At 59.6% G+C, this 24,294-nt stretch carries 23 protein-coding genes; 5 read left to right on the top strand and 18 right to left on the bottom strand.

The window, feature by feature from the left end; translation table 11 throughout:
• Window positions 1–4: 4 nt before the first annotated feature.
• The 3 genes from J1G35_RS00995 to kdgD all read right to left on the bottom strand — a co-directional run bounded on the left by J1G35_RS00995 (window position 5) and on the right by kdgD (window position 3,879).
• Window positions 5–1,369, bottom strand: a complete 1,365-nt coding sequence (locus J1G35_RS00995) for an MFS transporter (protein WP_027604835.1) — start codon at window positions 1,367–1,369, stop codon at window positions 5–7.
• Window positions 1,370–1,467: 98 nt separating this feature from the next.
• Complete coding sequence (locus tag J1G35_RS01000) at window positions 1,468–2,913, bottom strand: aldehyde dehydrogenase family protein (protein WP_053131598.1); 1,446 nt, start codon at window positions 2,911–2,913, stop codon at window positions 1,468–1,470.
• A 54-nt stretch (window positions 2,914–2,967) separates the two neighbouring features.
• Window positions 2,968–3,879: a 5-dehydro-4-deoxyglucarate dehydratase gene (gene kdgD / locus J1G35_RS01005; protein ID WP_053131601.1), complete on the bottom strand. Its 912-nt coding sequence runs from the start codon at window positions 3,877–3,879 to the stop codon at window positions 2,968–2,970.
• A gap of 234 nt (window positions 3,880–4,113) precedes the next feature.
• Between kdgD and J1G35_RS01010 the strand changes: the two genes are divergently transcribed.
• Window positions 4,114–5,271, top strand: coding sequence for a phospholipase (locus tag J1G35_RS01010; RefSeq protein ID WP_223012965.1), 1,158 nt, complete (start codon window positions 4,114–4,116; stop codon window positions 5,269–5,271).
• A 116-nt stretch (window positions 5,272–5,387) separates the two neighbouring features.
• Here J1G35_RS01010 and J1G35_RS01015 read toward each other — a convergent pair whose 3' ends face one another.
• Window positions 5,388–6,137, bottom strand: a complete 750-nt coding sequence (locus tag J1G35_RS01015; RefSeq protein ID WP_053131606.1) for a FadR/GntR family transcriptional regulator — start codon at window positions 6,135–6,137, stop codon at window positions 5,388–5,390.
• A gap of 277 nt (window positions 6,138–6,414) precedes the next feature.
• Between J1G35_RS01015 and J1G35_RS01020 the strand changes: the two genes are divergently transcribed.
• On the top strand, window positions 6,415–8,004 hold the full coding sequence (locus tag J1G35_RS01020) for a glucan 1,4-alpha-maltotetraohydrolase domain-containing protein (protein WP_223012966.1): 1,590 nt from the start codon (window positions 6,415–6,417) through the stop codon (window positions 8,002–8,004).
• Between the two features lie 62 nt (window positions 8,005–8,066).
• Here J1G35_RS01020 and J1G35_RS01025 read toward each other — a convergent pair whose 3' ends face one another.
• From J1G35_RS01025 to rplM, 7 genes are all read right to left on the bottom strand, one after another.
• Window positions 8,067–8,486 carry a ClpXP protease specificity-enhancing factor gene (locus J1G35_RS01025; RefSeq protein WP_223012968.1) on the bottom strand — a complete coding sequence of 140 codons (420 nt, stop codon included), beginning with the start codon at window positions 8,484–8,486 and terminating at the stop codon, window positions 8,067–8,069.
• Between the two features lie 17 nt (window positions 8,487–8,503).
• Window positions 8,504–9,121, bottom strand: coding sequence for a glutathione S-transferase N-terminal domain-containing protein (locus J1G35_RS01030; RefSeq protein ID WP_017530114.1), 618 nt, complete (start codon window positions 9,119–9,121; stop codon window positions 8,504–8,506).
• Between the two features lie 149 nt (window positions 9,122–9,270).
• Window positions 9,271–10,050, bottom strand: a complete 780-nt coding sequence (locus tag J1G35_RS01035; RefSeq protein WP_053131614.1) for a cytochrome c1 — start codon at window positions 10,048–10,050, stop codon at window positions 9,271–9,273.
• Window positions 10,050–11,261: a cytochrome bc complex cytochrome b subunit gene (locus J1G35_RS01040; RefSeq protein ID WP_003171746.1), complete on the bottom strand. Its 1,212-nt coding sequence runs from the start codon at window positions 11,259–11,261 to the stop codon at window positions 10,050–10,052. Before J1G35_RS01040 ends, J1G35_RS01035 begins: the two co-directional genes overlap by 1 nt.
• A complete protein-coding gene (gene petA / locus J1G35_RS01045; RefSeq protein WP_034095877.1) occupies window positions 11,261–11,854 on the bottom strand; it encodes a ubiquinol-cytochrome c reductase iron-sulfur subunit in 594 nt (197 codons plus the stop codon). The genes J1G35_RS01040 and petA overlap by 1 nt, the downstream gene beginning before the upstream one ends.
• Window positions 11,855–12,120: 266 nt before the next feature.
• Window positions 12,121–12,513 (bottom strand): 30S ribosomal protein S9, encoded by a 393-nt coding sequence (gene rpsI / locus J1G35_RS01050; RefSeq protein WP_003171743.1) that lies wholly within the window; start codon window positions 12,511–12,513, stop codon window positions 12,121–12,123.
• A gap of 14 nt (window positions 12,514–12,527) precedes the next feature.
• Window positions 12,528–12,956 (bottom strand): 50S ribosomal protein L13, encoded by a 429-nt coding sequence (gene rplM / locus J1G35_RS01055; protein ID WP_003171742.1) that lies wholly within the window; start codon window positions 12,954–12,956, stop codon window positions 12,528–12,530.
• Window positions 12,957–13,204: 248 nt separating this feature from the next.
• Between rplM and J1G35_RS01060 the strand changes: the two genes are divergently transcribed.
• A complete protein-coding gene (locus J1G35_RS01060) occupies window positions 13,205–14,245 on the top strand; it encodes an NADP(H)-dependent aldo-keto reductase (RefSeq protein WP_053131618.1) in 1,041 nt (346 codons plus the stop codon).
• Between the two features lie 63 nt (window positions 14,246–14,308).
• Here J1G35_RS01060 and J1G35_RS01065 read toward each other — a convergent pair whose 3' ends face one another.
• Window positions 14,309–15,445, bottom strand: a complete 1,137-nt coding sequence (locus J1G35_RS01065) for an acyl-CoA dehydrogenase family protein (protein ID WP_223012970.1) — start codon at window positions 15,443–15,445, stop codon at window positions 14,309–14,311.
• 220 nt (window positions 15,446–15,665) lie between these two features.
• Between J1G35_RS01065 and J1G35_RS01070 the strand changes: the two genes are divergently transcribed.
• Complete coding sequence (locus tag J1G35_RS01070; protein ID WP_172681465.1) at window positions 15,666–16,586, top strand: GlxA family transcriptional regulator; 921 nt, start codon at window positions 15,666–15,668, stop codon at window positions 16,584–16,586.
• A gap of 111 nt (window positions 16,587–16,697) precedes the next feature.
• On the opposite strand, the gene zapE is transcribed toward J1G35_RS01070, so the two are convergent.
• The 3 genes from zapE to J1G35_RS01085 form a co-directional block, all read right to left on the bottom strand.
• Window positions 16,698–17,792, bottom strand: coding sequence for a cell division protein ZapE (gene zapE / locus J1G35_RS01075; protein ID WP_053131627.1), 1,095 nt, complete (start codon window positions 17,790–17,792; stop codon window positions 16,698–16,700).
• Window positions 17,793–17,871: 79 nt separating this feature from the next.
• Window positions 17,872–19,227: a tryptophan--tRNA ligase gene (locus tag J1G35_RS01080; RefSeq protein ID WP_223012972.1), complete on the bottom strand. Its 1,356-nt coding sequence runs from the start codon at window positions 19,225–19,227 to the stop codon at window positions 17,872–17,874.
• A 24-nt stretch (window positions 19,228–19,251) separates the two neighbouring features.
• Window positions 19,252–19,881: an alpha/beta fold hydrolase gene (locus J1G35_RS01085; RefSeq protein WP_053131633.1), complete on the bottom strand. Its 630-nt coding sequence runs from the start codon at window positions 19,879–19,881 to the stop codon at window positions 19,252–19,254.
• Window positions 19,882–20,028: 147 nt separating this feature from the next.
• Here J1G35_RS01085 and J1G35_RS01090 point away from each other — a divergent pair, with 147 nt between their 5' ends.
• Window positions 20,029–20,466, top strand: a complete 438-nt coding sequence (locus tag J1G35_RS01090) for a DUF1043 family protein (RefSeq protein WP_003171734.1) — start codon at window positions 20,029–20,031, stop codon at window positions 20,464–20,466.
• A 102-nt stretch (window positions 20,467–20,568) separates the two neighbouring features.
• On the opposite strand, the gene J1G35_RS01095 is transcribed toward J1G35_RS01090, so the two are convergent.
• The 3 genes from J1G35_RS01095 to J1G35_RS01105 all read right to left on the bottom strand — a co-directional run bounded on the left by J1G35_RS01095 (window position 20,569) and on the right by J1G35_RS01105 (window position 24,209).
• A complete protein-coding gene (locus J1G35_RS01095; RefSeq protein ID WP_223012974.1) occupies window positions 20,569–22,293 on the bottom strand; it encodes an ABC transporter ATP-binding protein/permease in 1,725 nt (574 codons plus the stop codon).
• Window positions 22,294–22,393: 100 nt separating this feature from the next.
• Entirely contained in the window at window positions 22,394–22,954 is a 561-nt protein-coding gene (locus tag J1G35_RS01100) for a response regulator transcription factor (RefSeq protein WP_003171731.1), read from the bottom strand.
• Window positions 22,947–24,209: an ATP-binding protein gene (locus tag J1G35_RS01105; protein WP_053131639.1), complete on the bottom strand. Its 1,263-nt coding sequence runs from the start codon at window positions 24,207–24,209 to the stop codon at window positions 22,947–22,949. The genes J1G35_RS01100 and J1G35_RS01105 overlap by 8 nt, the downstream gene beginning before the upstream one ends.
• Window positions 24,210–24,294: the final 85 nt, after the last annotated feature.

A 24,294-nucleotide genomic window follows, 5' to 3' on the forward strand; every position in this document is an offset into this window, starting at 1 on the left:
CCCCTCAGGAATGCGCTTCGGTTAGGTTGGTCAACTCAGGCCCCTTGCTTGGCGGCTCTTTGAGTACTACACGCTTGATCGGGCCGACGATGACCAGATAGCTGAACACTGCCACCAGCGCGTTGGCGCCGACGAACACCAGGGCCCACTTGAACGAGCCGGTGGTGCTGATGATGTAGCCGATGACAATCGGCGTGGTGATCGACGCGAGGTTACCGAAGGTGTTGAACAAGCCGCCACTGAGACCGGCGATTTGTTTCGGCGAGGTGTCGGACACCACCGCCCAGCCCAGTGCGCCAACGCCTTTGCCGAAGAAGGCCAAGGCCATGAAGCCCACCACCATCCATTCAACGTCGACGTAGTTACACGCAATGATGCTGCTGGAAACCAGCAGGCCTGCAATGATCGGCGCCTTGCGGGCGAACGTCAGCGAATGGCCTTTGCGCAGCAGGTAGTCGGAAATCACCCCGCCCAGCACGCCACCGATAAACCCGCAGATCGCCGGCAACGAGGCGATGAAACCGGCCTTGAGGATGGTCATGCCGCGGTCCTGCACCAGGTAAACCGGGAACCAGGTCAGGAAGAAGTAAGTGATCCCGTTGATGCAGTACTGGCCCAGGTACACGCCAAGCATCATGCGGTTGGTCAGCAACTGACGGATGTAATCCCACTTCGGACCGTCGGTTTTCTTACCCTTGCCCTTGTCCTGATCCATATCAACCATCGCGCCATTGGCGGCGATGTGATTGAGCTCGGCTTCGTTGATCATCGGGTGCTGGCGCGGACTGTGGATAACTTTCAGCCAGATCAGCGAGAACACGATGCCGATCACGCCCATCACGATAAACACGTGCTGCCAGCCAAAGCGGTAGACGATCCAGCCCATCAGCGGCGCGAACAACACGGTCGCGAAGTACTGCGCCGAGTTGAAGATCGCCGAGGCCGTACCGCGTTCGGCGGTCGGGAACCAGGCGGCAACAATGCGCGCGTTACCGGGAAAGGACGGCGCCTCAGCCAGGCCCACCATGAAGCGCAGCATGAACAGCGCAACCACTGCGGTGGAGACACCGAACTCACCGACGTAGCCTTGCAGCACGGTGAACAGCGACCAGGTGAAGATGCTCAGGGCGTAGACTTTTTTCGAGCCGAATCGGTCCAGCAGCCAGCCACCGGGGATTTGCCCGGCCACGTAGGCCCAACCGAATGCGGAGAAGATATAACCGAGGGTGACCGCGTCGATGCCGAGGTCTTTTTGCAGGCTGGAGCCCGCGATTGCGATGGTGGCCCGGTCGGCGTAGTTGATCGTGGTCACCAGGAACAGCATGAGCAGGATCAAATAGCGGACGTGGGTCGGCTTGGTCGCTTGCATGTAGAAGTACTCCCACTAATTATTTTTTTTGCGGGTAATGGTTTTCTGTTTTTGTCGTGGGGACCGGCAGGCATCCGGCCCCCACGGGGTGTTGCGTATTACGAACCGATGTAGCTGGTTTTCACCACGGTGTAGAACTCTTGCGCATAGCGACCTTGCTCCCGCGAGCCATAGGACGAGCCTTTACGGCCACCGAATGGAACGTGGTAATCCACACCTGCCGTCGGCAGGTTGACCATCACCATCCCCGCCTGGGAATGACGCTTGAAGTGGTTGGCGTACTTCAACGAGGTGGTGGCAATGCCCGCCGACAAACCGAACTCGGTGTCGTTGGCCATGGCCAGCGCCGCCTCGTAGTCCGCCACGCGCACGACGTTGGCGACTGGGCCGAAGATCTCTTCACGGCTGATACGCATAGCGGCTTCGCTGTCGGCAAACAGCGTTGGCGCCAGGTAGTAGCCTTCGGTGTCGCAGGTCACCAGGCCACCACCACTCACCAGCCGCGCGCCTTCGCTTTGGCCGATGTCGATGTACTTCATGTCCTGGTCCAGCTGGGCCTGGGAAACCACCGGGCCGATGTCGGTGCCGCTTTTCAGCGCGTGGCCGACCTTGATCGACTTCATGCGCTCGGCCATGGCCGCGACGAACTGGTCGTGAATGCCGGCGGTGACGATCAGGCGGCTGGACGCCGTGCAACGCTGGCCGGTGGAGTAGAACGCGCTCTGTACCGACAGCTCGACGGCCTGCTTGAGGTCGGCGTCGTCAAGAATGATCTGCGGGTTCTTGCCGCCCATTTCCAACTGCACTTTGGCTTGGCGAGACACACAGCTGACAGCGATCTGCCGGCCCACACCAACGGAACCGGTGAAGCTGATGCCGTCGACTTTCGGGCTGTTGACCAGCACGTCGCCCACCACACGACCGCTGCCCATCACCAGGTTGAACACACCGGCAGGGAAACCGGCGCGGGAGATGATCTCCGCCAGGGCCCAGGCGCAGCCCGGTACCAGTTCAGCCGGTTTGATCACCACGCAGTTGCCGTAGGCCAGGGCCGGGGCGATTTTCCAGGCTGGAATGGCGATCGGGAAGTTCCACGGGGTGATCAGGCCGACCACACCCAGGGCTTCGCGGGTGACTTCAACGTTGACACCCGGGCGTACCGACGGCACGTAGTCACCGGACAACCGCAGGCATTCACCGGCGAAGAACTTGAAGATGTTACCGGCGCGGGTCACTTCGCCGATGGCTTCAGGCAAGGTCTTGCCTTCTTCACGGGCCAACAGGGTGCCGAGTTCTTCGCGACGGGCGAGGATTTCGCTGCCGACTTTATCCAGGGCATCGTGGCGAGCCTGGATCCCGGAAGTGGACCAGGCCGGAAACGCGGCACGGGCGGCGTCAATGGCGGCGTTGACTTGGGAGACGTCGGCCTTGGCATATTCGCCAATGACATCGGACAACTCCGACGGGTTGAGGTTGACGCAATAGTCGGCGCCGGCAACCCATTCACCGTTGATGTAGTTCTCAAAACGCTTTACTTGGGACACGAATCTTCTCCTGACGCAAAAGGCCGCTGATTGCTCAGCGGCCTTGTGGATAATTTATTGCGGACCTTGCTTGTCGATCAGCGCGGCCAGGGCTTCGTATTCTTCCGGCAGCAGATCGGTCAGCGGCGTGCGCACAGGGCCTGCGTCATAGCCAACAATTTTTGCACCCGCCTTGACGATGCTCACGGCATAACCGGCCTTGCGGTTACGGATGTCCAGGTATGGCAGGAAGAAGTCGTCGATGATCTTGGCGACGGTGGCGTGATCATCCTTGGCAATGGCGTGGTAGAAGTCCATCGCGGTTTTCGGGATGAAGTTGAACACCGCCGAGGAGTACACCGGCACGCCCAGGGCCTTGTAGGCAGCGGCGTAAACCTCTGCGGTCGGCAGGCCGCCGAGGTAGCTGAAACGATCGCCCAGACGGCGGCGGATCGACACCATCAACTCGATGTCACCGAGGCCATCCTTGTAGCCGATCAGGTTAGGGCAGCGCTCGGCCAGGCGTTCCAGCAGCGGAGCGGTCAGGCGGCACACGTTGCGGTTGTAGACCACCACGCCGATTTTGACCGATTTGCACACGGCTTCAACGTGGGCGGCAACGCCGTCCTGGCTGGCTTCGGTGAGGTAGTGCGGCAGCAGCAGCAGGCCTTTGGCGCCGAGGCGCTCGGCTTCCTGTGCGTATTCGATGGCCTGGCGGGTGGAACCACCGACACCGGCGAGAATCGGCACGCTGGTGGCGCAGGTATCAACGGCGGTCTTTACCACTTGGGAATATTCGCTGGCGGCGAGGGAGAAAAACTCACCGGTGCCGCCCGCTGCGAACAAGGCGGTGGCGCCGTAAGGGGCCAGCCATTCCAGACGCTTGATGTAGCCCGCCTGGTGGAAGTCACCCTGGGCGTTGAAATCGGTCACCGGGAAAGACAGCAGACCGTGGGAGAGGATGGACTTCAGCTCTTGTGGATTCATTATTCGAACACCCTGGGTAAAGACTTTCTGTCGAAAGATTGTTGTTGGTTTTGGTGATGTCGTACGTCATCGTACAACCATAAAAAGATTCGTCAACTGTAATTCATCGCCCTTCATCTCAGACGCTGTAGAAACAAGGATCCTTGACGTAGGAATTTTATTCTCTATGCTCCAGATAGCTGTATATACATACAGCTATCAAGGAATATTCTTACGACATAGCAAGGAGCTAACATGTCAGGTCTTGAACTCGCAGCACCCGAAAAAAAACCGCCAGTCCTACGTTTCGAAGGCGGCGAACACACCGCCATCGGCGACGACACATTGTTACGCTTCAGCAAGGACGCCCCGGCAATTCCCGCGCGACAAGTCGAACTGCATCTGCCTAACGGACTGGCACTGACCTACGGCCAAGTGATCGCCCTGGGCGGTGACTTTTATGGCATTCCCGGCCACCCCATCAGCGACGGCACCTCCCCTGCCGAGCGCGTGCAACGCTTCATCGCCGCGTTCAATACACTGGCTGTGCTGCCTGCCTCGCGGGAAGAAGCGGGCAAGATCCTTGCGGTGATGCAGAAGGAGATCAACGCGGTCAATCAGGCGATCAAAGACGGCAAACAACCCCATGAAGCCTATGACGCCCTGGGTGATACGTTGTCCGAGGAATGGAACCGTATCACCGGTGGTGGCAGCGCCGTTTCGGCACTGATCCCACTGGGGCGCTACCTGAAACTGGCGGCGGACAACGCCGATCACTTTGGTGAATGGGCGCTGGCGGCGTACCTCGCAGGGCATACGGCAGCGTTGCAACAGGCCGTGGTGGCCCATCAAACCGGCACCGACCAGGCATTGGAAATGGCCTATGCCATGAACAGCTTTGCTGATCACTTCTTGACCGATCTGTTTTCTGCCGGGCACCTGCGAGTGCCGCGCAAACAGCTGGCAGCGGTGGTGACACCCGGCGAATTGGGCTCTCTGATCAGCCGTTTCATGCACGATGAAGACAGCAAGTTCGGCCTCAAGGTGCGCAATGCCATGGGTGATCAGTGGCATGCCTATGGAGATAAGCGCTACTTCGATGCCATCGACGCGGACAATCGGCTGCTGGTCAAACGTGCAGTGCAGGCTTCGGCAGACGAAATCTTCGAAACCTTTATCAGCGGCGTGGCGCCCTCGCCGGCCAATTTCAAAGCGCCCCTGTATGTCCCGGACCTGAATGCCGCGCAGAACCCGGCGAACAACTTCTCGCCGCTGTTCAAGATGGAGGGAGACAAGGTGCTGCGCCGCAAGGACGTGAATGACCTGAACGACAAGCACTGGACCAATGACTGGTGGGGGTGGAGTACGTATTTGTTGCTTAAGGACTACAAGCCCAATACGCCTGACATCTGACTCGCCGCAAGCGCCCGCTTGCAGGTGGAGAACCTCAGGGCGGCGCGAGTATTCAGGATACCCGCGTCATCGCTGACGTCTTTCGCGAGCAAGCGCGCGCCTGCAAGGAATCATGTCTAACCGCGCTGCGCCTCCGCCTCTTCATGGGCATGGCGCAGTCGCTCGCGGCTATTGGTCAGGTGCAAGCGCATCGCCGCCCGCGCCGCATCCGAATCCTGGCGGGCAATCGCCTCATAAATCTCTTCGTGTTCGCGACTCAGGCGGCCCATATAGTGCTGGTGGTCATCATGGGCCAGGCGTGCTGAGTTCAGGCGGGTACGCGGAATGATGCTGGTGCCCAGGTGGGTCATGATGTCGGTGAAGTAGCGGTTACCGGTGGACAGTGCAATTTCCAAGTGAAATGCGAAGTCCGAGGCCACCGCATCACCGGCGTGGGCCGCGCTTTCATTCAGGGCGTCCAGCGCCGCGCGCATGGCGGCCAGTTGTTCATCGCTACGGCGCAGTGCGGCGAGCCCAGCGGACTCCACTTCCAGGCTGATCCGCAGTTCGAGAATCGCCAGCACATCACGCAGGGTCACCACGGTGGCCGGGTCGATGCGAAAGCCGCTTGGGCTAGGCGTATCCAACACAAAGGTGCCGATACCGTGGCGGGTTTCCACCTGCCCTGCCGCCTGCAAGCGGGAGATGGCCTCGCGGACCACGGTGCGGCTGACCCCATGGGCGTCCATGATCGCCGACTCGGTGGGCAGCTTGTCGCCACGCTTGAGTTGGCCGTCGCGGATCTGCTCTGACAGCACCGTGACCAATTCCTGGGCAAGGCTGCGGCGCTTGCGGGGAAGACGAGGGGCGGTGCTGGCGTTTTCCATGTGGAATCATCTATCTCGGTGGACTAAAGCAGCATCATAGCCCATGGCGGTTGTACGATCACCGTTTGTACCGCACTTTCATATACACGCCGTCAGCTTTCAGCCCCGGCCACCAACGGCACCCGCACAAACGGGCTCAAATTCGAACATAACGCACGGTTACTTCAAGCCTGGGTATTAGTGCCAAATGTTCTCGCGCACCTGGCAATTATGACAGCAGACGGCGTTCCCTCCCCGTAGCAGAGTAAAGCCTGTTCCAGCAAACAGGTGGCGGGTGATGAAACGCACGGGCAGGTATTACGCAACGATTGTGTGGCTGCTGGCATGCTCCGTTTACGCTGCGCCGCCGAATGTGCGCAATGGCGGCGGCGAAGACATCCTGCTTCAGGGCTTCCACTGGAACTCCAGCCGCAATACCCCGCAAAAATGGTATGAGGTGCTGGCACAAATGGCGCCCACTATCGGCCAGGACGGCTTTACCAAAATCTGGCTGCCGCCCGCCTGGACCGATCAATCCAGTTGGAGTGACACGGCGTCGGGAACGTCCGGCGGCGGTGAAGGTTACTTCTGGAACGACTTCGACAAGAACAGCCAATACGGCAGTGACAGCCAGCTCAAACAGGCGGTCACCGCCTTGGCGGGTGCCGGCGTGCAAGCGATCTACGACGTAGTGCCCAACCATATGAACGACAAGCTGCCGGGTAAACAGATGCGCTTTCCCAGGGGCCTCAAGCTGTGGCGCGATGACTGCACAACCCCCGTCGTCTGTGATGAAGGCGACGCGTTCATGAGCGGCTCGGCCGACCTCAACACAAGCAACTCGGAAGTCTCGCAGCGCTTCATGCAGGAATTCAGGAACCTGCGGGACAACTACAGCGCCAAAGGCTTGCGCTTCGATTTTGCACGCGGCTACGCGCCGGAGCGGGTCGATGTGTGGATGAAAAACTTCGGTGACCAAGCGTTCTGCGTCGGCGAGTTGTGGAAAGGCCCCAGCGAGTATCCGGCGAACGATTGGCGCAGCAAGGCCAGTTGGCAGGATGCGTTGAAGGACTGGTCGGATCGTTCCCACTGCAGCGTGTTCGATTTCGCCCTCAAGGAGCGCATGCAAAATGGCAGCGTGGCCGAGTGGCGCCATGGCTTGAATGGCAACCCCGACCCGGCATGGCGGCAGGTCGCGGTGACTTTCGTCGACAACCACGACACCGGTTATTCGCCTGGGCAATACGGCGGGCAGCACCACTGGGCCCTTGCCGACCCGACACGCAATATCGCCTATGCCTACATTCTCCTGAGCCCCGGTACGCCCACCGTGTATTGGCCGGACATGTACGACTGGGGCCGGGGCGATCTGATCCGCAAGCTGATCAGCCTGCGCAAGGACGCCGGTATCAGGGCCGACTCCCCCATCAGTTTCCAGCCCCACTATTCCGGATTGGTGGCCGCCATCCAAGGCAGCCGCAAGCGCCTGCTGATCGCCCTGGACTCCGATCTCTCCAAAGTGCCTGACGGCTTCAGCCCAGCGCTGTTTGCGGACGGGCAGCGCATCCGCTCGTGGCAGGCTGCCCCGACACCTTCCGACACCACGACCACCTTGCATTGCGACAACGTCAGGCCAGGGCCCGGCCAGGCGGTCTACGCTGTGGGATCGCCCATCGAACTAGGCGTATGGGACCCCGCCCACGCCATCGCACTGCAACCCAGCGCGGCCAACCGCTGGAGCGGCACTGTCGTGTGGCCAGCACAGCAACACATCGAATGGAAATGCCTGATCCGCAGCCTGAGCAATGTCAACGAGGTCTACTGGCAAGACGGCCCCAACAATCTGCTCACCACGGGGGCCGCCAGCGAAACAGTGGGGAGTTTTTGAGCAAAAAAAGCCCCGGCAAAGCCGAGGCATTTTTTTAACGTAGGCCCGAAGACTTACGCGCTTTACTTCACCACTTTCAGACTTGGCCGACCGCTTGGACGCGGTGGCTCGCTATCCGGTGGCGGCACATCATCGCCGTCTTCCTCTTCAATCACTTCGTCGTCCTCGAAAGGCGACTCCAGATCGAACACCATGCCTTGGCCATTCTCCCGGGCATAGATGCCGAGGATAGCGCCAATCGGCACGTACAGCGTGTGCGGCACACCGCCGAAATGGCCTTCGAAACTGACAGCTTCGTTGTCCATGTGCAGGTGGCGCACCGCAGTGGGTGAAACGTTCAGGACGATTTGCCCGTCACTGGCAAAACCCTGCGGTACCTGAACCGCTGGAAACTCGGAATTGACCAGCATGTGCGGGGTGCAATCGTTATCCACAATCCACTCATAGAGCGCGCGGACCAGATAAGGTCGACTGGAGTTCATCAACGGCTCCTTAAGCCTTAGCGCATATCGCGTTCGACACCAGACAGACTCGCCTGGAAAGCCTCACGCGCAAACTGGCGCTCCATGTAATCAAGCAGCGGCTTGGCTGGCCGCGGCAGTTCAATGCCCATAATCGGCAAGCGCCAGAGTATGGGTAATAGGCAGCAATCCACCAAGCTTTGTTCCTCACTGAGGAAAAAAGGCTTGTCGGCGAACAGCGGCGAAACGCCGGTCAGGCTCTCGCGCAATTCCTTGCGCGCCACGACACGAGCGGCCTCTTTGCTGCGCGAATCCAGAATCACATCCACCAGTCCGCACCAGTCACGCTGGATCCGATGGATCAGCAGGCGGCTGTTGGCACGCGCCACCGGATACACCGGCAGCAACGGCGGATGGGGGTAACGCTCATCCAGGTATTCCATCACCACGGTTGACTCCCACAACGCCAGGTCACGATCGACCAGGGTGGGCAAGCTGCCGTAAGGGTTCACTTCGATCAGTTTCGGCGGATGACGACCTGCCTCCACACTGATGATCTCGGCGCTGACACCCTTCTCTGCGAGTACGATGCGTACTCGGTGGGAATAGTGGTCGGCGGGGTCGGAGTAACAGGCCAACCGATTGGTCACGCCCATGGCGGTCCTCCTCGCTTGTTGAAATTATCGAAAGCTCAAAAACGAGCGCGCCCAGAGAGCATCCCTGTAACGCCTGGTACAACCAGGGCGCTACGTATTCAGAGATGCCGCTGGGCGCGCAAGATTAACAGCAATTGCTTACGGTTGGATCAATGCACATCCTTCCAGTATTCACGTTTGAGCAGATAGGCGAATACGAAGAAGAAAGCCAGGTACAGCAAGACGTAAGTACCGATGCGCTGGTGCTGCAGTTTTACCGGGTTGGCTGAGTAAGCCAGGAAGGTCACGAGATTCTTGACCGTCTCGTCGAACTGCTCTTCTGTCTGCGAACCTGGAGTTTCGATCTTCAGTTGATCGCAGGCTTCATGGGTCAGGGGCGTGCCGGTCAATGGATCGTATTGCTTCTTGCCGTCTTCGACGACCTGGATCTGCTTGCATCCTATCACTTGTTTGCCTTGCAGCCCGACCAGAACGTTAGGCATGCCGACGTTCGGGAACTGCTTGTTGTTCACTTGATAAGGACGCGTAGGGTCTTCGTAGAAAGTCTTGAGGTAGTTGTACAGCCAATCGGTACCACGCACGCGCGCCACCAGGGTCAGGTCGGGCGGTGCGGCGCCGAACCATAGCTTGGCGTCCGCCGGTTTCATGCCGATGTTCATGTGGTCGCCAATCTTGGCGCCGGTGAACACCAGCTTCTCCAGCATCAGCTCATGGGGGATGCCCAGGTCATCGGCAACCCGCTCATAACGCTGGAACTTGGCACTGTGGCAGCCCATGCAGTAGTTGGCGAACGTCCGCGCGCCGTCTTGCAGGGCGGCCTTGTCCGACACGTCGATATCGACTTTTCCCAGCTCCGGACCACCGTGCTCGGCAGCGAAGGACAGTAGCGGCAGGGCCGCAAGCATCAATGCAACAAATAATTTTTTCATCAGCCAGTCACCCTTTCCGGAACCGGTTTGGTCTTCTCGAGCCGGGTGTAGAACGGCATCAGAATGAAGTAGGCGAAGTACAGGAAGGTGCAGACCTGCGACAGCAGCGTACGCTCAGGGGTCGGCGCCAATACGCCCAACACGCCCAGGATCACGAATGCAATGCAGAACACCCACAGCCAGATTTTGCTCAGCCAGCCTTTGTAGCGCATGGACTTGACCGGGCTCCGGTCGAGCCACGGCAGCACGAACAGCACAGCAATGGCCGCGCCCATGGCAATTACGCCCATGAGCTTGTCGGGAATCGCCCGCAAGATCGCGTAGAACGGCGTGAAGTACCAGACCGGGGCAATGTGCTCAGGGGTCTTGAAGGCGTTCGCCTGTTCGAAGTTAGGCTTCTCGAGGAAATAACCGCCCATCTCCGGGAAAAAGAACACGATCGAGCAGAACACGAAGAGGAACACGACCACGCCGACAATGTCTTTCACGGTGTAGTACGGGTGAAACGGGATGCCGTCCAGCGGAATGCCGTTCTCGTCCTTGTGCTTCTTGATGTCCACGCCATCCGGGTTATTGGAGCCCACTTCGTGCAGTGCCAGGATATGCAGCACCACCAGGCCCAGGATCACGATGGGCAGCGCCACGACGTGCAGGGCGAAGAAGCGGTTCAGGGTGATGCCGGAGATGAGGTAGTCACCACGGATCCACTGGGTCAGGTCGTTGCCGATGACCGGGATCGCACCGAACAGCGAGATGATCACCTGGGCACCCCAGTACGACATCTGGCCCCATGGCAGCAGGTAGCCCATGAAGGCTTCGGCCATCAGCGCCAGGTAGATCAGCATGCCGAACACCCACACCAGTTCGCGGGGCTTCTGGTACGAGCCGTAGAGCAGGCCACGGAACATGTGCAGGTAGACCACGATAAAGAACGCCGAAGCACCGGTGGAGTGCAGCAGGCGCAGGATCGAGCCGTACTCGACGTCACGCATGATGTATTCGACAGACGCAAACGCCTCTTCCGCCGACGGGGTGTAGCTCATCGTCAGCCAGACACCGGTGACGATCTGGTTAACCAGCACCAGCAGCGCCAGGGAACCGAAGAAGTAGAAGAAGTTGAAGTTTTTTGGCGCGTAATACTTGCTGAGATGGTCTTCCCACATTTTAGTGGCGGGGAAGCGCGCATCGACCCAATCCATGAACTTGCTCATCACGCGTTCTCCTTATCGAGGCCAATGACAATGAGGTCGTCAGTTTCGTAGGTATGCGGAGGTACAGGCAGGTTCAGAGGAGCAGGCTGGGACTTGTAGACGCGGCCCGCCAGATCGTAGTGGGAGCCGTGGCAGGGGCAGAAATAACCACCCACCCAATCTTTACCCAGATCGACTGGAGCGACTTCCGGGCGGAAGGTAGGTGAGCATCCCAGGTGAGTGCAGAGGCCGACCAGCAGCAGAATCTCTGGCTTGATCGAGCGTGCTTCGTTTTTGGCGTAGGCGGGTTGGTCGGATTTCTCAGATTTCGGGTCAGACAACTGGCCTTCGATCTTTTTCAGATTTCCCAGGATTTCCTCAGTACGACGAACAATGAACACCGGCTGGCCGCGCCACTCAGCAATCATCTGCTGGCCTGGCTCGATCTTGCTGACATTCACTTTCACCGGTGCACCTGCGGCTTTCGCCTTGGCACTGGGAAACCATGACCCCACGAACGGGACCGCAGCCCCCACCGCTCCTGCAGCACCCACCACGGATGTGGCTGCTACTAAGAAGCGACGCCGGCCTGCATTCACGCCGTCATTGCTCATTCAGTCCTCTCCCATCAGCTTTTTGGCCTGTTAAATCAGGCGTCTACTAAGTATTAAATCTGAACTTATAAAAATTTTGCCGAATGGTAATGAAAAGCCCCACGTATGACAAGGGAATTGCCCGGGCCTCCCCCTCCAGGCCTTGTAGTATAGGGGGTCTACGGATGTGGCAAGTTGTCACGCCAAAAATTGTGTATAAATCGCAGGCAATAAAAAACGCCCAGCTCCGTGAGGAGGCTGGGCGTTTTTGTGGAACGTAAAGCGAATTAACGCTTCGAGTACTGCGGACGCTTACGCGCTTTACGCAGACCGACTTTCTTACGTTCAACTTCACGAGCATCGCGAGTAACGAAGCCAGCTTTGCGCAGAGCGCCACGCAGGGTTTCGTCGTACTGCATCAGAGCGCGAGTGATACCGTGGCGGATTGCGCCAGCTTGACCACTTACACCGCCACCGATAACGGTGACGTAGATGTCGAACTTTTCAACAGTCTCGGTCAATTCCAGCGGCTGACGAACTACCATGCGGGCAGTTTCGCGACCGAAGAAGTTGTCCAGGGTGCGGTTGTTGATCGAGATGTTACCAGTGCCCGGACGCAGGAAAACGCGTGCGGTTGCGGTTTTGCGACGGCCAGTGCCGTAATTTTGAGTCGCCGACATAATGAACTATTCCGTTAAAACTTCAGTTCTTGGGGCTGCTGAGCAGCATGAGGGTGTACAGCGCCCGCATAGACTTTCAGCTTGCGAAACATATCGCGACCCAGTGGGCCCTTCGGCAGCATGCCTTTGACCGCGATTTCGATCGGGGCTTCAGGCTTCTTGGAGATCAGGCCTTCAAAGTTGGAAGACTTGATACCGCCTGGGAAACCGGAGTGACGGTAGTACATTTTGTCTTGCGCTTTGTTGCCGGTAACACGTACCTGCTCAGCGTTGATGATCACGATGTAGTCACCGGTGTCAACGTGAGGGGTGTACTCAGGCTTGTGCTTGCCACGCAGACGGCTGGCGACTTCAGTGGCCAGACGACCCAGGGTCTGACCAGCGGCGTCGACGACAAACCAGTCGCGCTGAACTGTTTCCGGTTTTGCAGTAAAAGTTGTCATTCTTTAATAGCCTCAGGGGCCGCCCTGTAAATTAGACGGCGGATCTTACTGAATAGTGCGTACTTTGACAAGTCAAAGGCAGCCGGATACAGACGCTATCGGGGGCTCGGGTCGGCGCGTCCGTTCAACGGCAAGATTCTTCGGCAGGCGGCGCATCACTTCCACTGCAGAAAGAGGTGGGCAATTATGCAGATTGCGAAAAAAAATTCAACCTGCTTTTATGATTGTTTTCCCTGAAGGAGTACCCGATGGATTATCGACAGCTGGGCCGTACGGATCTGAACGTGAGCGCGATAGCCCTGGGCACCATGACCTGGGGTGAGCAGAACAGCGAGGCAGAGGCCTTCGCGCAGATTGAACGGGCCAAGGCCGCGGGGATCAACTTCCTCGACACCGCGGAAATGTACCCGGTGCCGCCCAAGGCCGACACCTATGCCACCACCGAGCGTTATATCGGTAATTACTTCAAAAGCCGTGGCGACCGTGCCGACTGGATCCTCGCCAGCAAGATCGCCGGCCCCGGCAACACCATCGACTACATCCGCGACGGCCACCTGCGCCACAACCGCAAGCACATCGTCGAAGCCCTGGACGCCAGCCTCAAGCGCCTGCAAACCGACTGGATCGACCTCTACCAGTTGCACTGGCCGGAGCGCAGCACCAACTTCTTCGGCCAACTGAGCTACAAGCACAAGGACGAAGACGACCTCACCCCACTGGAGGAAACCCTCGAAGCGCTGGATGAGCAGGTGAAGGCCGGCAAGATCCGCCATATCGGCCTGTCCAATGAAACCCCATGGGGCACCATGAAGTTCCTGGCCCTGGCCGAAGCCCGTGGCTGGACCCGTGCGGTATCGATCCAGAATCCCTACAACCTGCTCAACCGCAGCTTTGAAGTGGGCCTGGCAGAAGTCGCCATTCGCGAGCAATGCGGCCTGCTGGCTTACTCGCCCCTGGCGTTCGGCATGCTCAGTGGCAAGTACGAAGGTGGCGCACGCCCGGCCAAAGCGCGCCTGACCGAGTACAGCCGCTTCAGCCGCTACTTCAACCCGCAGTCGGAGGCCGCGTGCAGCCGCTACGTGGCACTGGCCCGCGAGCACGGCCTGGATCCGGCGCAGATGGCGTTGGCGTTCGTGACCCAGCAACCGTTCGTGACCAGCAACATTATTGGTGCGACGAGCCTGGAACAGCTGGACAGCAACATTGCCAGTGCTGATCTGAAGCTGTCGAAGGAAGTACTGGAAGGGATTGAGGCGATTCAGAAGGATCATCCGAATCCTGCGCCTTGATTGATCTGTAGACCGCTATCGAGGGCAAGCCCCCGATAGCGGTCTACACAAACAACACATCACTCAAAGCGCCCGCGCAATAATCTCCTTCATGATCTCGTTGGTCCCCGCATAAATCCGTTGCACGCGAGCATCCGCCCACGCCCGGGCAATCGGGTATTCCCACATGAAGCCGTAGCCGCCGTGCAACTGCACGCACTCGTCGAGCACCTTGCACTGCAGGTCCGTGGCCCAGTACTTGGCCATCGCGGCGGTGGGCACATCCAGCTTGCCTTCCAGGTGCAGCGCCATGCATTTGTCGACGAACACGCGCCCGATCTGAATCTGCGTGGCCATCTCCGCCAGTTTGAAGCGGGTGTTCTGGAAGTCGGCAATCGCCTTGCCGAATGCCTTGCGCTCACGGGTGTATTCCAGAGTCCACTCCAGCGCCGCCTCGGCCGACGACAGCGCGCCAATGGCCACCGTCAGCCGCTCCTGGGGTAGCTCCTGCATCAAGTAGGCAAACCCCATGCCGGCCTGGCCCAGCAGGTTTTCCCTGGGCACGCGGACATCCTGGAAAAACAACTCCGAAGTGTCCTGCGCCTTCATGCCAACCTTCTCCAGGCGCTTGCCCTTGGCGAAGCCCGGCGTGTCTGCCTCCACCAAAAACAGGCTGGTGCCCTTGGCGCCGGCCTTGGGGTCGGTCTTGGCGACCACGATCACCAGCTCAGCCAGATACCCATTGGTGATAAAGGTCTTGGAGCCATTGATTACGTACTCGTCGCCGTCCAGCACGGCGGTCGTCTTGACCCCTTGCAGGTCAGAGCCGGCACCCGGCTCGGTCATGGCGATGGCCGTGACCATCTCGCCGCTGATCAACTTGGGCAGGTACTTGTGCTTCAGCGCCTCACTGCCGTAATGCAGGATGTAGGGCGCAACGATGTCCGAATGCAGCGAGAAACCGATGCCGGTCAGCCCCAGCCGGCTGATCTCCTCGATCACCACCGCGCTGTAGAGAAAGTCCGTGCCCAGCCCGCCGTATTCCTCCGGCAGATGGGAACACAACATCCCCGCCTCCCCCGCTTTGCTCCACAGATTGCGATCGATATAGCCCTGCTTCTCCCATTGCCCATGGAACGGTGCAGCGTCTTTTTCAAGAAAGGTGCGCACGCTCTGGCGAAAGAGTTCGTGCTCCGGGCTGAACAAGGTTCTGGGGATCATGGGTCACCTGCGTGGATTGTCGGACAAGGACGAGCCCACAGAGCCTATGCCCCGATGGCGTCACAGGACACTGGACACATGCGACAAAAAATAAGACGATCCAGCCGTCTGGTGACCACTTTCCCCTATAAGAATAAATGAAATTATGTCTAACCAAATCTCCACGCCGTTGCGGCGCGTCAGCATTTTGGCCATTGATCGGGTATTCGCTTCAACCCTGATGCAAGCCAAGGATTTCTTCCACCTCGCCAGCCTGCGTTATGGCAAACAGCAAGGCCTGGGCCTGACCCCTGCGTTCGAAACACGCCTTGTGAGCCCCGACGGAAAATCGGTGCGCAGCTTCAGTGATGTGATCATGCCGGTGGACGGCGGCCTGGAAGACGCCGACATCATCGTACTGCCGGCCTTCTGGGATGACTTCGACGCCCTCTGCGCGCGCTACCCGCAAGTGCTGCCATGGCTGCGCGCGCAACATGCACGCGGCGCGGTACTCTGCGGCGAAGCCACAGGAGTGTTCTGGCTGGCCGAAGCCGGCCTGCTCGATGGCAAGGAGGCGACCACCTACTGGCGCTTCTTCAACGCCTTCAGCGAACGCTTCCCCAAGGTCCAGCTCAATCAGGACAAGCACCTCACCGATGCCGACAACCTGTATTGCGCCGGCGGCACCACCTCGGCGTGCGACCTGTATATCTACCTGATCGAACGCTTCTGCGGCGCCAACATCGCCCAGGCAGTGGCGCGCGACATCCTCTACGAAGTGCAGCGCAGCTACTCGCCGGGACGTATCGGGTTTGGGGGGCAGAAGCTGCACCAGGACGTGATTATCCTGCAGATCCAGCACTGGCTCGAAGAGCACTTTGCCGACAAATTCCGCTTCGAAGACGTCGCCCGGGAACACGGCATGAGCATCCGCAACTTCATGCGCCGCTTCCAGACCGCCACCGGCGACAAGCCGCTGCACTACCTGCAACGGCTGCGTATCGAGACGGCCAAGGGCCTGCTCTCGGGCAGCCGCAAGAGCATCAAGACCATCAGCTATGAGGTGGGTTACGACGATGCTAGTTTCTTTGCGCGGTTGTTTCGCCAACACACCGAGTTATCGCCGAACCAGTACCGCCAACAGTTCCAACAGGCTGCGTAAGCAAATGTGGGAGGGGGCTTGCTCCCGATAGCGGTGTGTCAGTGAGTACATCTTGCACTGATAGACCGCTATCGGGGGCAAGCCCCCTCCCACACTTGACCTACATCGGTCTTAGGGTTTGTGCCCGCGCGACAGGAACTCGTGGGACTGCATTTCGAGCAGGCGGCTCAGGGTGCGCTGGAATTCGAAGTTCAGGCGCCCGCCGGTATACAGATCCTTGAGTTCGACTTCGGCCGAGATGATCAACTTGACGTTACGGTCGTAGAACTCGTCGACCATGTTGATAAACCGTCGGGCGATGTCGTCGGTGGTGACGCTCATCTGCTCCACGCCGCTGAGGATCACCGCGTGGAAGATCTTGCCCAGTTCGATGTAGTCGTTCTGGCTACGCGGGCCGTCGCACAGTTGGCGGAATTCGAACCAGGCCACGTCATCGCAGGTACGCAGGGCGATGATCTCGCGGTTCTCGATCATCAGCTTGTCGTTTTCCACCGCCTGGGTGCATTCCGGCGTGAGGGCGCGGAAGCTCTTGCGCAGGCTTTCGTGCGCGGCTTCGTTCAGCGGGAAGTGGAACAGCTCCGCCTGCTCGAGGTGACGCAAACGGTAGTCGACGCCACTGTCGACGTTGACGATCTCGGTGTTCTGCTTGATCAGCGCAATGGCGGGCAGGAAGCGCGCACGTTGCAGGCCATCCTTGTAGAGGCCGTCGGGCACGATGTTCGAAGTGGCGACCAGGGTCACGCCGTTCTTGAACAGCTCTTCCATCAGGGTGCCGAGGATCATGGCGTCGGTGATGTCGGAAACGAAGAATTCATCGAAGCAGATCACCCGCGCCTCGTCGGAGAAACGCTTGGCGATGATGGTCAGCGGGTTTTTTTCACCCGGCAGGGTCTTCATTTCTTCGTGCACGCGCTTCATGAAGCGGTGGAAGTGGGTGCGGACCTTTTCCTTGAACGGCAGCGCCTCAAAGAACGTATCGACCAGATAGGTCTTGCCCCGACCTACACCGCCCCAGAAATACAGGCCCTTGACCGGCGTGTGGTCTTTCTTGCCAAACAGCTTGCTGAGCATCCCCGGCTTGCTTTGCGAGGCCGCGACCAGGTCGTCGTACAGGCGCTGCAAATGACGCACCGCCGTTTCCTGGGCCGCGTCATGGAAGAATTCAGGGCGTTTCAGATCAGCTTGATATCGTTCTAGGGGCGTCATAATTTCGTTAGCAAGGCAACAAAAACGGGCCGTCACTGTAACGACGGCCCTGGATAATGGCAATCAACCCTTGGTCGGGTTAATCCTCGATTGGGGTCAACGCAATGCGCAGGGCTGCAATGGCGGCATCACGCGATGCACCATCGGCAAACTCGGCGCTGTCGGCGACTGCGGCACCGTCCAGCCATACGCTGAAGCTCAGGGCCTCGGTGCGCACATCCAGCGCTTCACCGTTTTGCAGTTGCTTGGTCGCCGCACCGGCCGCCTTGCCATCGGCAAAGTTGCGCGACAGCAGCAGTTGTTCGCCATCGGCGGCCAACAGGCGGAAGCGGAAGCTGCCATCGTCTTCACGAAAGCTCACAAAACGTGCGGCTTTGGCGGCCTTCTTCTTGGTCGCAACCGGCGCCGCAGCCTGGTTGACGAAAGAACGCAGGCCCACCGCTTCACGCAACTCGGCCAGGAATGGCGCGGCGACGGCACGGGCTTTCTTGGCGCCGACCAGCAACAGGTCTTCCATGTCCGACGGGCGCGACATCAACTGATGGTAGCGCTCACGTGCTTCGCCCAATTGGCCGTCCAGCAGCTGGAACAGACGGCTCTTCGCCTCGCCCCAGCCCAGGCCTTGCAGCAGCTCGCCACGGAACTCTTCTTCCTGGGCCTTGCTGGCAAACGCCTGGTAGAGGGTGAACAGGTGCGAGTTGTCCGGGTCCTTGGCTTCGCCGGGCGCGCGGGAGTCGGTGACGATCCGCGAGATGGCGTCCTTCATGTCCTTGGCGCTGGTGAACAACGGGATGGTGTTGTCGTAGCTCTTGGACATCTTGCGGCCATCCAGGCCCGGCAAGGTGGCAACGCTTTCTTCGATCAACGCCTCGGGCATGGTGAAGAATTCTTTACCGTTGCCGAACAGGTGGTTGAAGCGCTGGCCGATGTCGCGGGCCATTTCCACGTGCTGGATCTGGTCGCGGCCCACCGGCACTTTGTGCGCGTTGAACATCAGGATGTCCGCCGCCATCAGCACCGGGTAGCTGTACAGGCCCATGGTGATGCCCGCATCCGGGTCTTCGCCGGTCTCCACGTTCTTGTCCACCGAGGCCTTGTAGGCATGGGCGCGGTTGAGCAGACCCTTGGCGGCGACGCAGGTCAGCAGCCAGGTCAGCTCGGGGATTTCCGGGATGTCGGACTGACGATAAAAGGTCACCCGGTTCACATCCAGGCCACCGGCCAGCCAGGTCGCGGCGATTTCCATACGCGAGCGCTGGATGCGCTGCGGGTCATCGCATTTGATCAGGGCGTGGTAGTCGGCCAGGAAGTAGAAAGAGTCGGCATTGGCGTCCTGGCTGGCAAGGATCGCCGGGCGTATCGCACCGGCGTAGTTGCCCAGGTGCGGCGTGCCGGTGGTGGTGATGCCGGTGAGGATACGGGTACGAGTCGTCATGGGTAATCGCTTATCAGACTGCTATCAATTCGAGAGGCGCGGCAGCACCAGATCCTTGAGATCGGTGAGCTTGCCATGAAAAAAGTGCCCGCATTCTGCCACTTTCAGCAGCTCATGGGGGCGTTTCAAGGCGGCAGACCAGTCGTAGACCAATTGCGGATCGACCACTTCGTCGGTTTCCGGCTGGATCAGGGTGAGCGGGCAGCCTTGTGGCAACACATCACTATCGCGCAGGCGCATCACCGCCGCAGCAACCATGAACAGGTGCGCCAGTTTTTCACCCTTGGCTTCAAGGCGACCGCCGAGGCTGGCGGCCACATAACCGCCAAAGGAAAAACCGAGCAAGGTGATCGGCAGGCCAGGGTGTTTTTCCCGCAGCCAGGTGACAGCCGCTTCGGCATCATCCACTTCACCCGTGGCCATATCGTGCGTACCGGCGCTGGCGCCAACGCCACGGTAGTTGAAACGCAAAGTGATCAAACCCGCATCGCGGGCGGTGCGTTGCAGGGTCGAGACAACTTTATTGAGCATGGTCCCACCTTGCACCGGGTTAGGGTGACAGATCAGCGCCAGGCCACGTGGCTCGGGGTGATCCAGGTACAGGGCCTCCAATTGACCTACCGGGCCATCGATCAAAACGGGGGTTTCACGCATGAGCAAGGAATGAACTCCGTGACCTCTCAAAGGGTCGACTCGTCTAGCTAAAAGTCTGTGCATGGCATCATTGCGAGCTTAATCGCGGTATACAGCGCAGGTTTGAGCCGTTAACGTAAAGCAAAGCCGTTTATAGAGGAAGGACTCGTGGAACACTCGCTCTTAGTTTGGTTGTTGCCGACTCTCGCCTTGGTTGCCGGTGTCGCCATTGGATTCCTGGTTGCCCGCCTGCTGCCGAATGCCGCGCCTAACCGCACGCAGCGTCAGTTGGATGACATTCAGGAACGTTTTGACAGTTATCAGAACGAGGTTGTTACCCACTTCAACAGCACCGCGACCCTGGTCAAGAAACTCACCCAGAGCTACCAGGAAGTACAGGATCACCTCGCCGATGGCGCAAACCGCCTGGCCCTCGACGACATCACCCGTCAGCGTCTGCTGGCCGCGCTGCATTCCGATGCACCGCAAACTCCACGGGAACGCCTGACCCCACCCCGGGAAAACCAGGAACCACCACGGGACTACGCGCCAAAAACGCCGAACGCCCCGGGCATGCTGGATGAGCATTACGGCTTGAAGAAGTAAGTTATTTTCAAGCAACAAAAAGCCCGGCTGATCATCGATCAACCGGGCTTTTTGTTGGGCCTCGCTCTAGTGGGAGGGGCTTGCCCCTTCCCCCACTGGTCTTCAGGCCACGGGCTGTTCTTGAAGCCACCCCGCTTCGATCCGCACATGCCGCCCATGGAAGCGCTTGAGGCTGCTGCGGTGACCGACGCTGACAATGCTCAAACCCGGCAACTCATCAATCAACGCCTGATACAACGTCGCCTCATCCTCTTCATCCATGGCCGATGTCGCTTCGTCCATATAGAGCCATTGCGGCGCGAACAACAAGGCCCGGGCAAAGGCCAGGCGTTGCTGTTCGCCGGGCGAGAGCATGCGTTGCCAATGGTTGGCTTCATCCAGGCGCCCCACCAGGTGCGGCAGGCGACAGGTTTCCAGGACCTGTGCATAACGTTCTGCCGAATAGACGCTGTCGTCCTGTGGATAACTCAACACCGCCTTGAGTGTGCCGATCGGCAGGTAGGGCTTCTGCGGCAGGAACAGGTAACGTTTGGCCGGCAGGCGAATGCTGCCGTGACCAGCAGGCCACAGATGTCCCATGGCGCGCAGCAAGGTACTTTTGCCGCTGCCGGAACGGCCGCTGAGCATGAGGCGCTCACCCGGCTCAACGATCATGTTGGCGTCGGTCAGCAGGTGACGACCATCCGCCAGGTTCATGCCCAGCCCTTGCACCACCAGACGCTCGCCCTCCGCGCTGACGTCAATGGCGGCTGGGCGCTGCTCGTTTTCACTCATGGCCTGCTGAAAACTCAGTAGACGGTCGCTGGTCGCGCGCCAACCGGCGAGGTCGGCGTACGCACTGATAAACCAGCTGAAGTTGCCCTGCACGTTGCCGAACGCCGAGTTGATTTGCATCAGCTCGCCCAGTTCGATCTTGCCGGAAAAGTAGCGCGGGGCAGCCACGATAAACGCAAAGACGGTCGCAATCTGTTCATAACCGGCAGTGAAGAACGTCAGGCGCTTGGACACCTTCATGATGTCCCAGTAGTTATGCCAAACCTTCCCGAACCGCGCGCTCAAACGCTGATTCTCATTGGGTTCGCCGTTGTACAGGGCGATGCTCTCGGCATTCTCCCGCACTCGCACCATGGAGAAACGCAAGTCTGCTTCGAAGCGTTGTTGCTGATTGCTCAAACCGATCAAACGACGACCGATCAGATGGGTCAGCCAACTGCCGACACCGGCATAGACCAATGCACACCAGAACATGTAGCCGGGGATGGTGATACCGAACACTTCAATACTGCCCGACACGCCCCACAGGATGACGGAGAACGACACCAGACTGACCACATTGCGCAGCAGACCCAGGCCAAGACTCAGCGTGTTCAGGGTAAAGCTGTTGAGGTCTTCGGAAATCCGCTGATCCGGGTTATCGGTGTAGCCGCCCTGCTCCAGCTGGTAGTAGTTCTTGTTGCCAAGCCAGCGGGCAAAATACTTTTCGGTGAGCCATGCACGCCAGCGAATGGTCAGCATCTGAGTGAGGTAGAGACGGTAGACCGCGCCGAGAATCGCCACCGTGGCGATGCCGCAGAAATAAACGATCTGTTGCCAGAAGGCGGCCGTGTCCTTGTTTTCCAGCGCGTTGTAGAAGTCCTTGTACCAGTGGTTGAGCCACACGGAAATGGCCACGCTGAACAGCGACAGGCCAATCACCACGGCGAGCAACAACCAGGCCTTGCCCTTCTCTTCACTTCGCCAATAAGGCGTGATCATCGCCCAGGTTCGGCGAAAGAATTGCCCACGCACTGCGTCATTGACCGCAGAGTACTCAGCGTTCTGATTCATCGTTCAGGCTCGATAGGAAGGAGGTGACAGGCGTTTGAACCGATCATAGTTGATCGGTTCAGGGCTCCGTGCGGCCTGAAGCGGCTCGTTCAGCCGAGGTTCAGCGTCGTACCGGACGCTTCTGCAGCTTGCGTTGCAGGGTGCGACGGTGCATGCCCAGGGCGCGGGCAGTGGCGGATATGTTGCCTTCGTGTTCGGTAAGTACGCGCTGGATGTGTTCCCACTGCAGGCGGTCCACCGACATCGGGTTTTCCGGCACCAGGGTGTCGAGGTCGGCATGCTCGGACAGCAACGCCGCCAGCACGTCATCGGCATCCGCCGGTTTGCACAGGTAGTTGCAGGCACCGCGCTTGATGGCTTCGACGGCCGTGGCGATGCTGGAGTAACCGGTGAGGATCACCACGCGCATTTCCGGGTCGAGTTCCAGCAGTTTGGGCAACAGCACCAGGCCGGAGTCGCCGTCCATTTTCAGGTCGAGCGCGGCATAGTCCGGCAAGTCGGCCTGGGCAATGGTCAGGCCTTCTTCGGCGGAGCCTGCGGTGCTTACGCGAAAGCCGCGACGGCTCATCGCGCGCGCCATCACGCGGGTAAAGGTGGCGTCATCATCTACCAGCAACAGGTGCGGCAGTTCTTCGCCTTCGACTTGGATCTCGTCACTCATCGATATCTCCTCGTGCGACACGGGGCAGGCGCAGCTCGGTAAGCGTGCCACCTTCCTCATGACTATAGAGCTTCACTGAGCCGCCCGCGCGGGTCACGCTGGCCTTGCTCAAAAACAGGCCGAGGCCGAAGCCTTTGCCCTTGGTGGTAAAGAAAGGTTTGCCGATCTGCTCGGCAATCGCCAGCGGCACGCCCGCGCCGTGGTCGCGAATGCTGATCGTCAGGTCATCCACATCCCAATCCAGCCGGACTTCCAACCCCTCGGGGCAAGCGTCGGCTGCATTGTTCAGCAGATTGAGCAAGGCTTGGGTGAGGTCCGGCGGTGGCGCCATGCGCGGCACAGTGCCCTGACCCAGCAGGTGGAAGCGGTAGCTGGCTTCGGGACGCATCAGGTGCCAGCGGTTCAGCGCTTCGTCGAGCCACTGGGTCACGTCCTGCATGTCGACCGCCAGGCGGCGATTGGCTTCGGCTGCGCGCACCAGTTGCTGCAAGGTCTGCTTGCACTGTTTGACCTGTTCGCGCAGCACGCCGAGATCCTCTTGCAGCGCCGGGTCGTGGTGGTCCTGGGTCATTTCGTTGAGCAGCACGCTCATGGTCGCCAACGGCGTGCCCAATTCGTGGGCGGCGCCGGCGGCCTGGGTGGCGACGGCGAGCAGTTGCTGGTCACGCAAGCCTTCCTCGCGGCGAATGGCGCGCAGTTCTTCCTGGCGGCGCAGCTCTTCGGCCATGCGCGCGGCAAAGAAGGTGATCACGGCGGCAGACAGGGCAAAGCTCAGCCACATCCCGTAGATCTGCAGGTTTTCGCGGGCGATGGGGAACGTTTGCAACGGATAGAAGCGCGCCAGCAGCAGGGTGTACAGGGTCAGGGCGATGCCCGACAGCACCACCGAGTAGCGCCACGGCAAGGTCACCGCAGCGATGGTCAGTGGCACCAGGTAATAAGAAACGAACGGGTTGGTGGAGCCGCCGGAGAAGTACAGCAACACACTGTGGATAAACAGGTCGCAGGCCAATTGCAGGGCGTATTCCAGCTCGGTTACCGGCCACGTGGTGCGCAAGCGGATGGCGGTAAACACACACAGCACGATGGAGAAACCCAGGGTCACGCCCAACTGCAGCCAGGGCAGCGGCAACAGGTCGAACCAATAGGCGAGCCCCACCGATCCGGCCTGTGCGGCCAGTACCAGGGTACGAATGAACGTCAGGCGCCAGAGGTTCTGGCGGGTGGCGGAAGTCAGTTTTACGGCGGCGAGCATGAGCTCTCCCGATGAGCGCAGCAGGCGGATCGGCAGGAGTATAAACGAAGCAGGCGCGCTGGCATGGCGCGTGTGGCTCTTTGCC

This window comes from Pseudomonas sp. SH10-3B, assembly GCF_019891415.1.
In the GTDB taxonomy this organism is placed as follows: domain Bacteria; phylum Pseudomonadota; class Gammaproteobacteria; order Pseudomonadales; family Pseudomonadaceae; genus Aquipseudomonas.

What these genes read in the sequence shown, in the direction of transcription:
- J1G35_RS01065 (WP_223012970.1), bottom strand. Translation starts at nt 15,445, where the DNA reads ATGATCCCCAGAACCTTGTTCAGCCCGGAGCACGAACTCTTTCGCCAG.
- J1G35_RS01070 (WP_172681465.1), top strand. Translation starts at nt 15,666, where the DNA reads ATGCAAGCCAAGGATTTCTTCCACCTCGCCAGCCTGCGTTATGGCAAA.
- kdgD (WP_053131601.1), bottom strand. Translation starts at nt 3,879, where the DNA reads ATGAATCCACAAGAGCTGAAGTCCATCCTCTCCCACGGTCTGCTGTCT.
- J1G35_RS01030 (WP_017530114.1), bottom strand. Translation starts at nt 9,121, where the DNA reads ATGGGCGTGACCAATCGGTTGGCCTGTTACTCCGACCCCGCCGACCAC.
- J1G35_RS01085 (WP_053131633.1), bottom strand. Translation starts at nt 19,881, where the DNA reads ATGCGTGAAACCCCCGTTTTGATCGATGGCCCGGTAGGTCAATTGGAG.
- rplM (WP_003171742.1), bottom strand. Translation starts at nt 12,956, where the DNA reads ATGACAACTTTTACTGCAAAACCGGAAACAGTTCAGCGCGACTGGTTT.
- J1G35_RS01010 (WP_223012965.1), top strand. Translation starts at nt 4,114, where the DNA reads ATGTCAGGTCTTGAACTCGCAGCACCCGAAAAAAAACCGCCAGTCCTA.
- J1G35_RS01020 (WP_223012966.1), top strand. Translation starts at nt 6,415, where the DNA reads ATGAAACGCACGGGCAGGTATTACGCAACGATTGTGTGGCTGCTGGCA.
- J1G35_RS01060 (WP_053131618.1), top strand. Translation starts at nt 13,205, where the DNA reads ATGGATTATCGACAGCTGGGCCGTACGGATCTGAACGTGAGCGCGATA.
- J1G35_RS01015 (WP_053131606.1), bottom strand. Translation starts at nt 6,137, where the DNA reads ATGGAAAACGCCAGCACCGCCCCTCGTCTTCCCCGCAAGCGCCGCAGC.
- J1G35_RS01035 (WP_053131614.1), bottom strand. Translation starts at nt 10,050, where the DNA reads ATGAAAAAATTATTTGTTGCATTGATGCTTGCGGCCCTGCCGCTACTG.
- zapE (WP_053131627.1), bottom strand. Translation starts at nt 17,792, where the DNA reads ATGACGCCCCTAGAACGATATCAAGCTGATCTGAAACGCCCTGAATTC.
- petA (WP_034095877.1), bottom strand. Translation starts at nt 11,854, where the DNA reads ATGAGCAATGACGGCGTGAATGCAGGCCGGCGTCGCTTCTTAGTAGCA.
- J1G35_RS01100 (WP_003171731.1), bottom strand. Translation starts at nt 22,954, where the DNA reads ATGAGTGACGAGATCCAAGTCGAAGGCGAAGAACTGCCGCACCTGTTG.
- rpsI (WP_003171743.1), bottom strand. Translation starts at nt 12,513, where the DNA reads ATGTCGGCGACTCAAAATTACGGCACTGGCCGTCGCAAAACCGCAACC.
- J1G35_RS01080 (WP_223012972.1), bottom strand. Translation starts at nt 19,227, where the DNA reads ATGACGACTCGTACCCGTATCCTCACCGGCATCACCACCACCGGCACG.
- J1G35_RS01040 (WP_003171746.1), bottom strand. Translation starts at nt 11,261, where the DNA reads ATGAGCAAGTTCATGGATTGGGTCGATGCGCGCTTCCCCGCCACTAAA.
- J1G35_RS01105 (WP_053131639.1), bottom strand. Translation starts at nt 24,209, where the DNA reads ATGCTCGCCGCCGTAAAACTGACTTCCGCCACCCGCCAGAACCTCTGG.
- J1G35_RS01025 (WP_223012968.1), bottom strand. Translation starts at nt 8,486, where the DNA reads ATGAACTCCAGTCGACCTTATCTGGTCCGCGCGCTCTATGAGTGGATT.
- J1G35_RS01095 (WP_223012974.1), bottom strand. Translation starts at nt 22,293, where the DNA reads ATGAATCAGAACGCTGAGTACTCTGCGGTCAATGACGCAGTGCGTGGG.
- J1G35_RS00995 (WP_027604835.1), bottom strand. Translation starts at nt 1,369, where the DNA reads ATGCAAGCGACCAAGCCGACCCACGTCCGCTATTTGATCCTGCTCATG.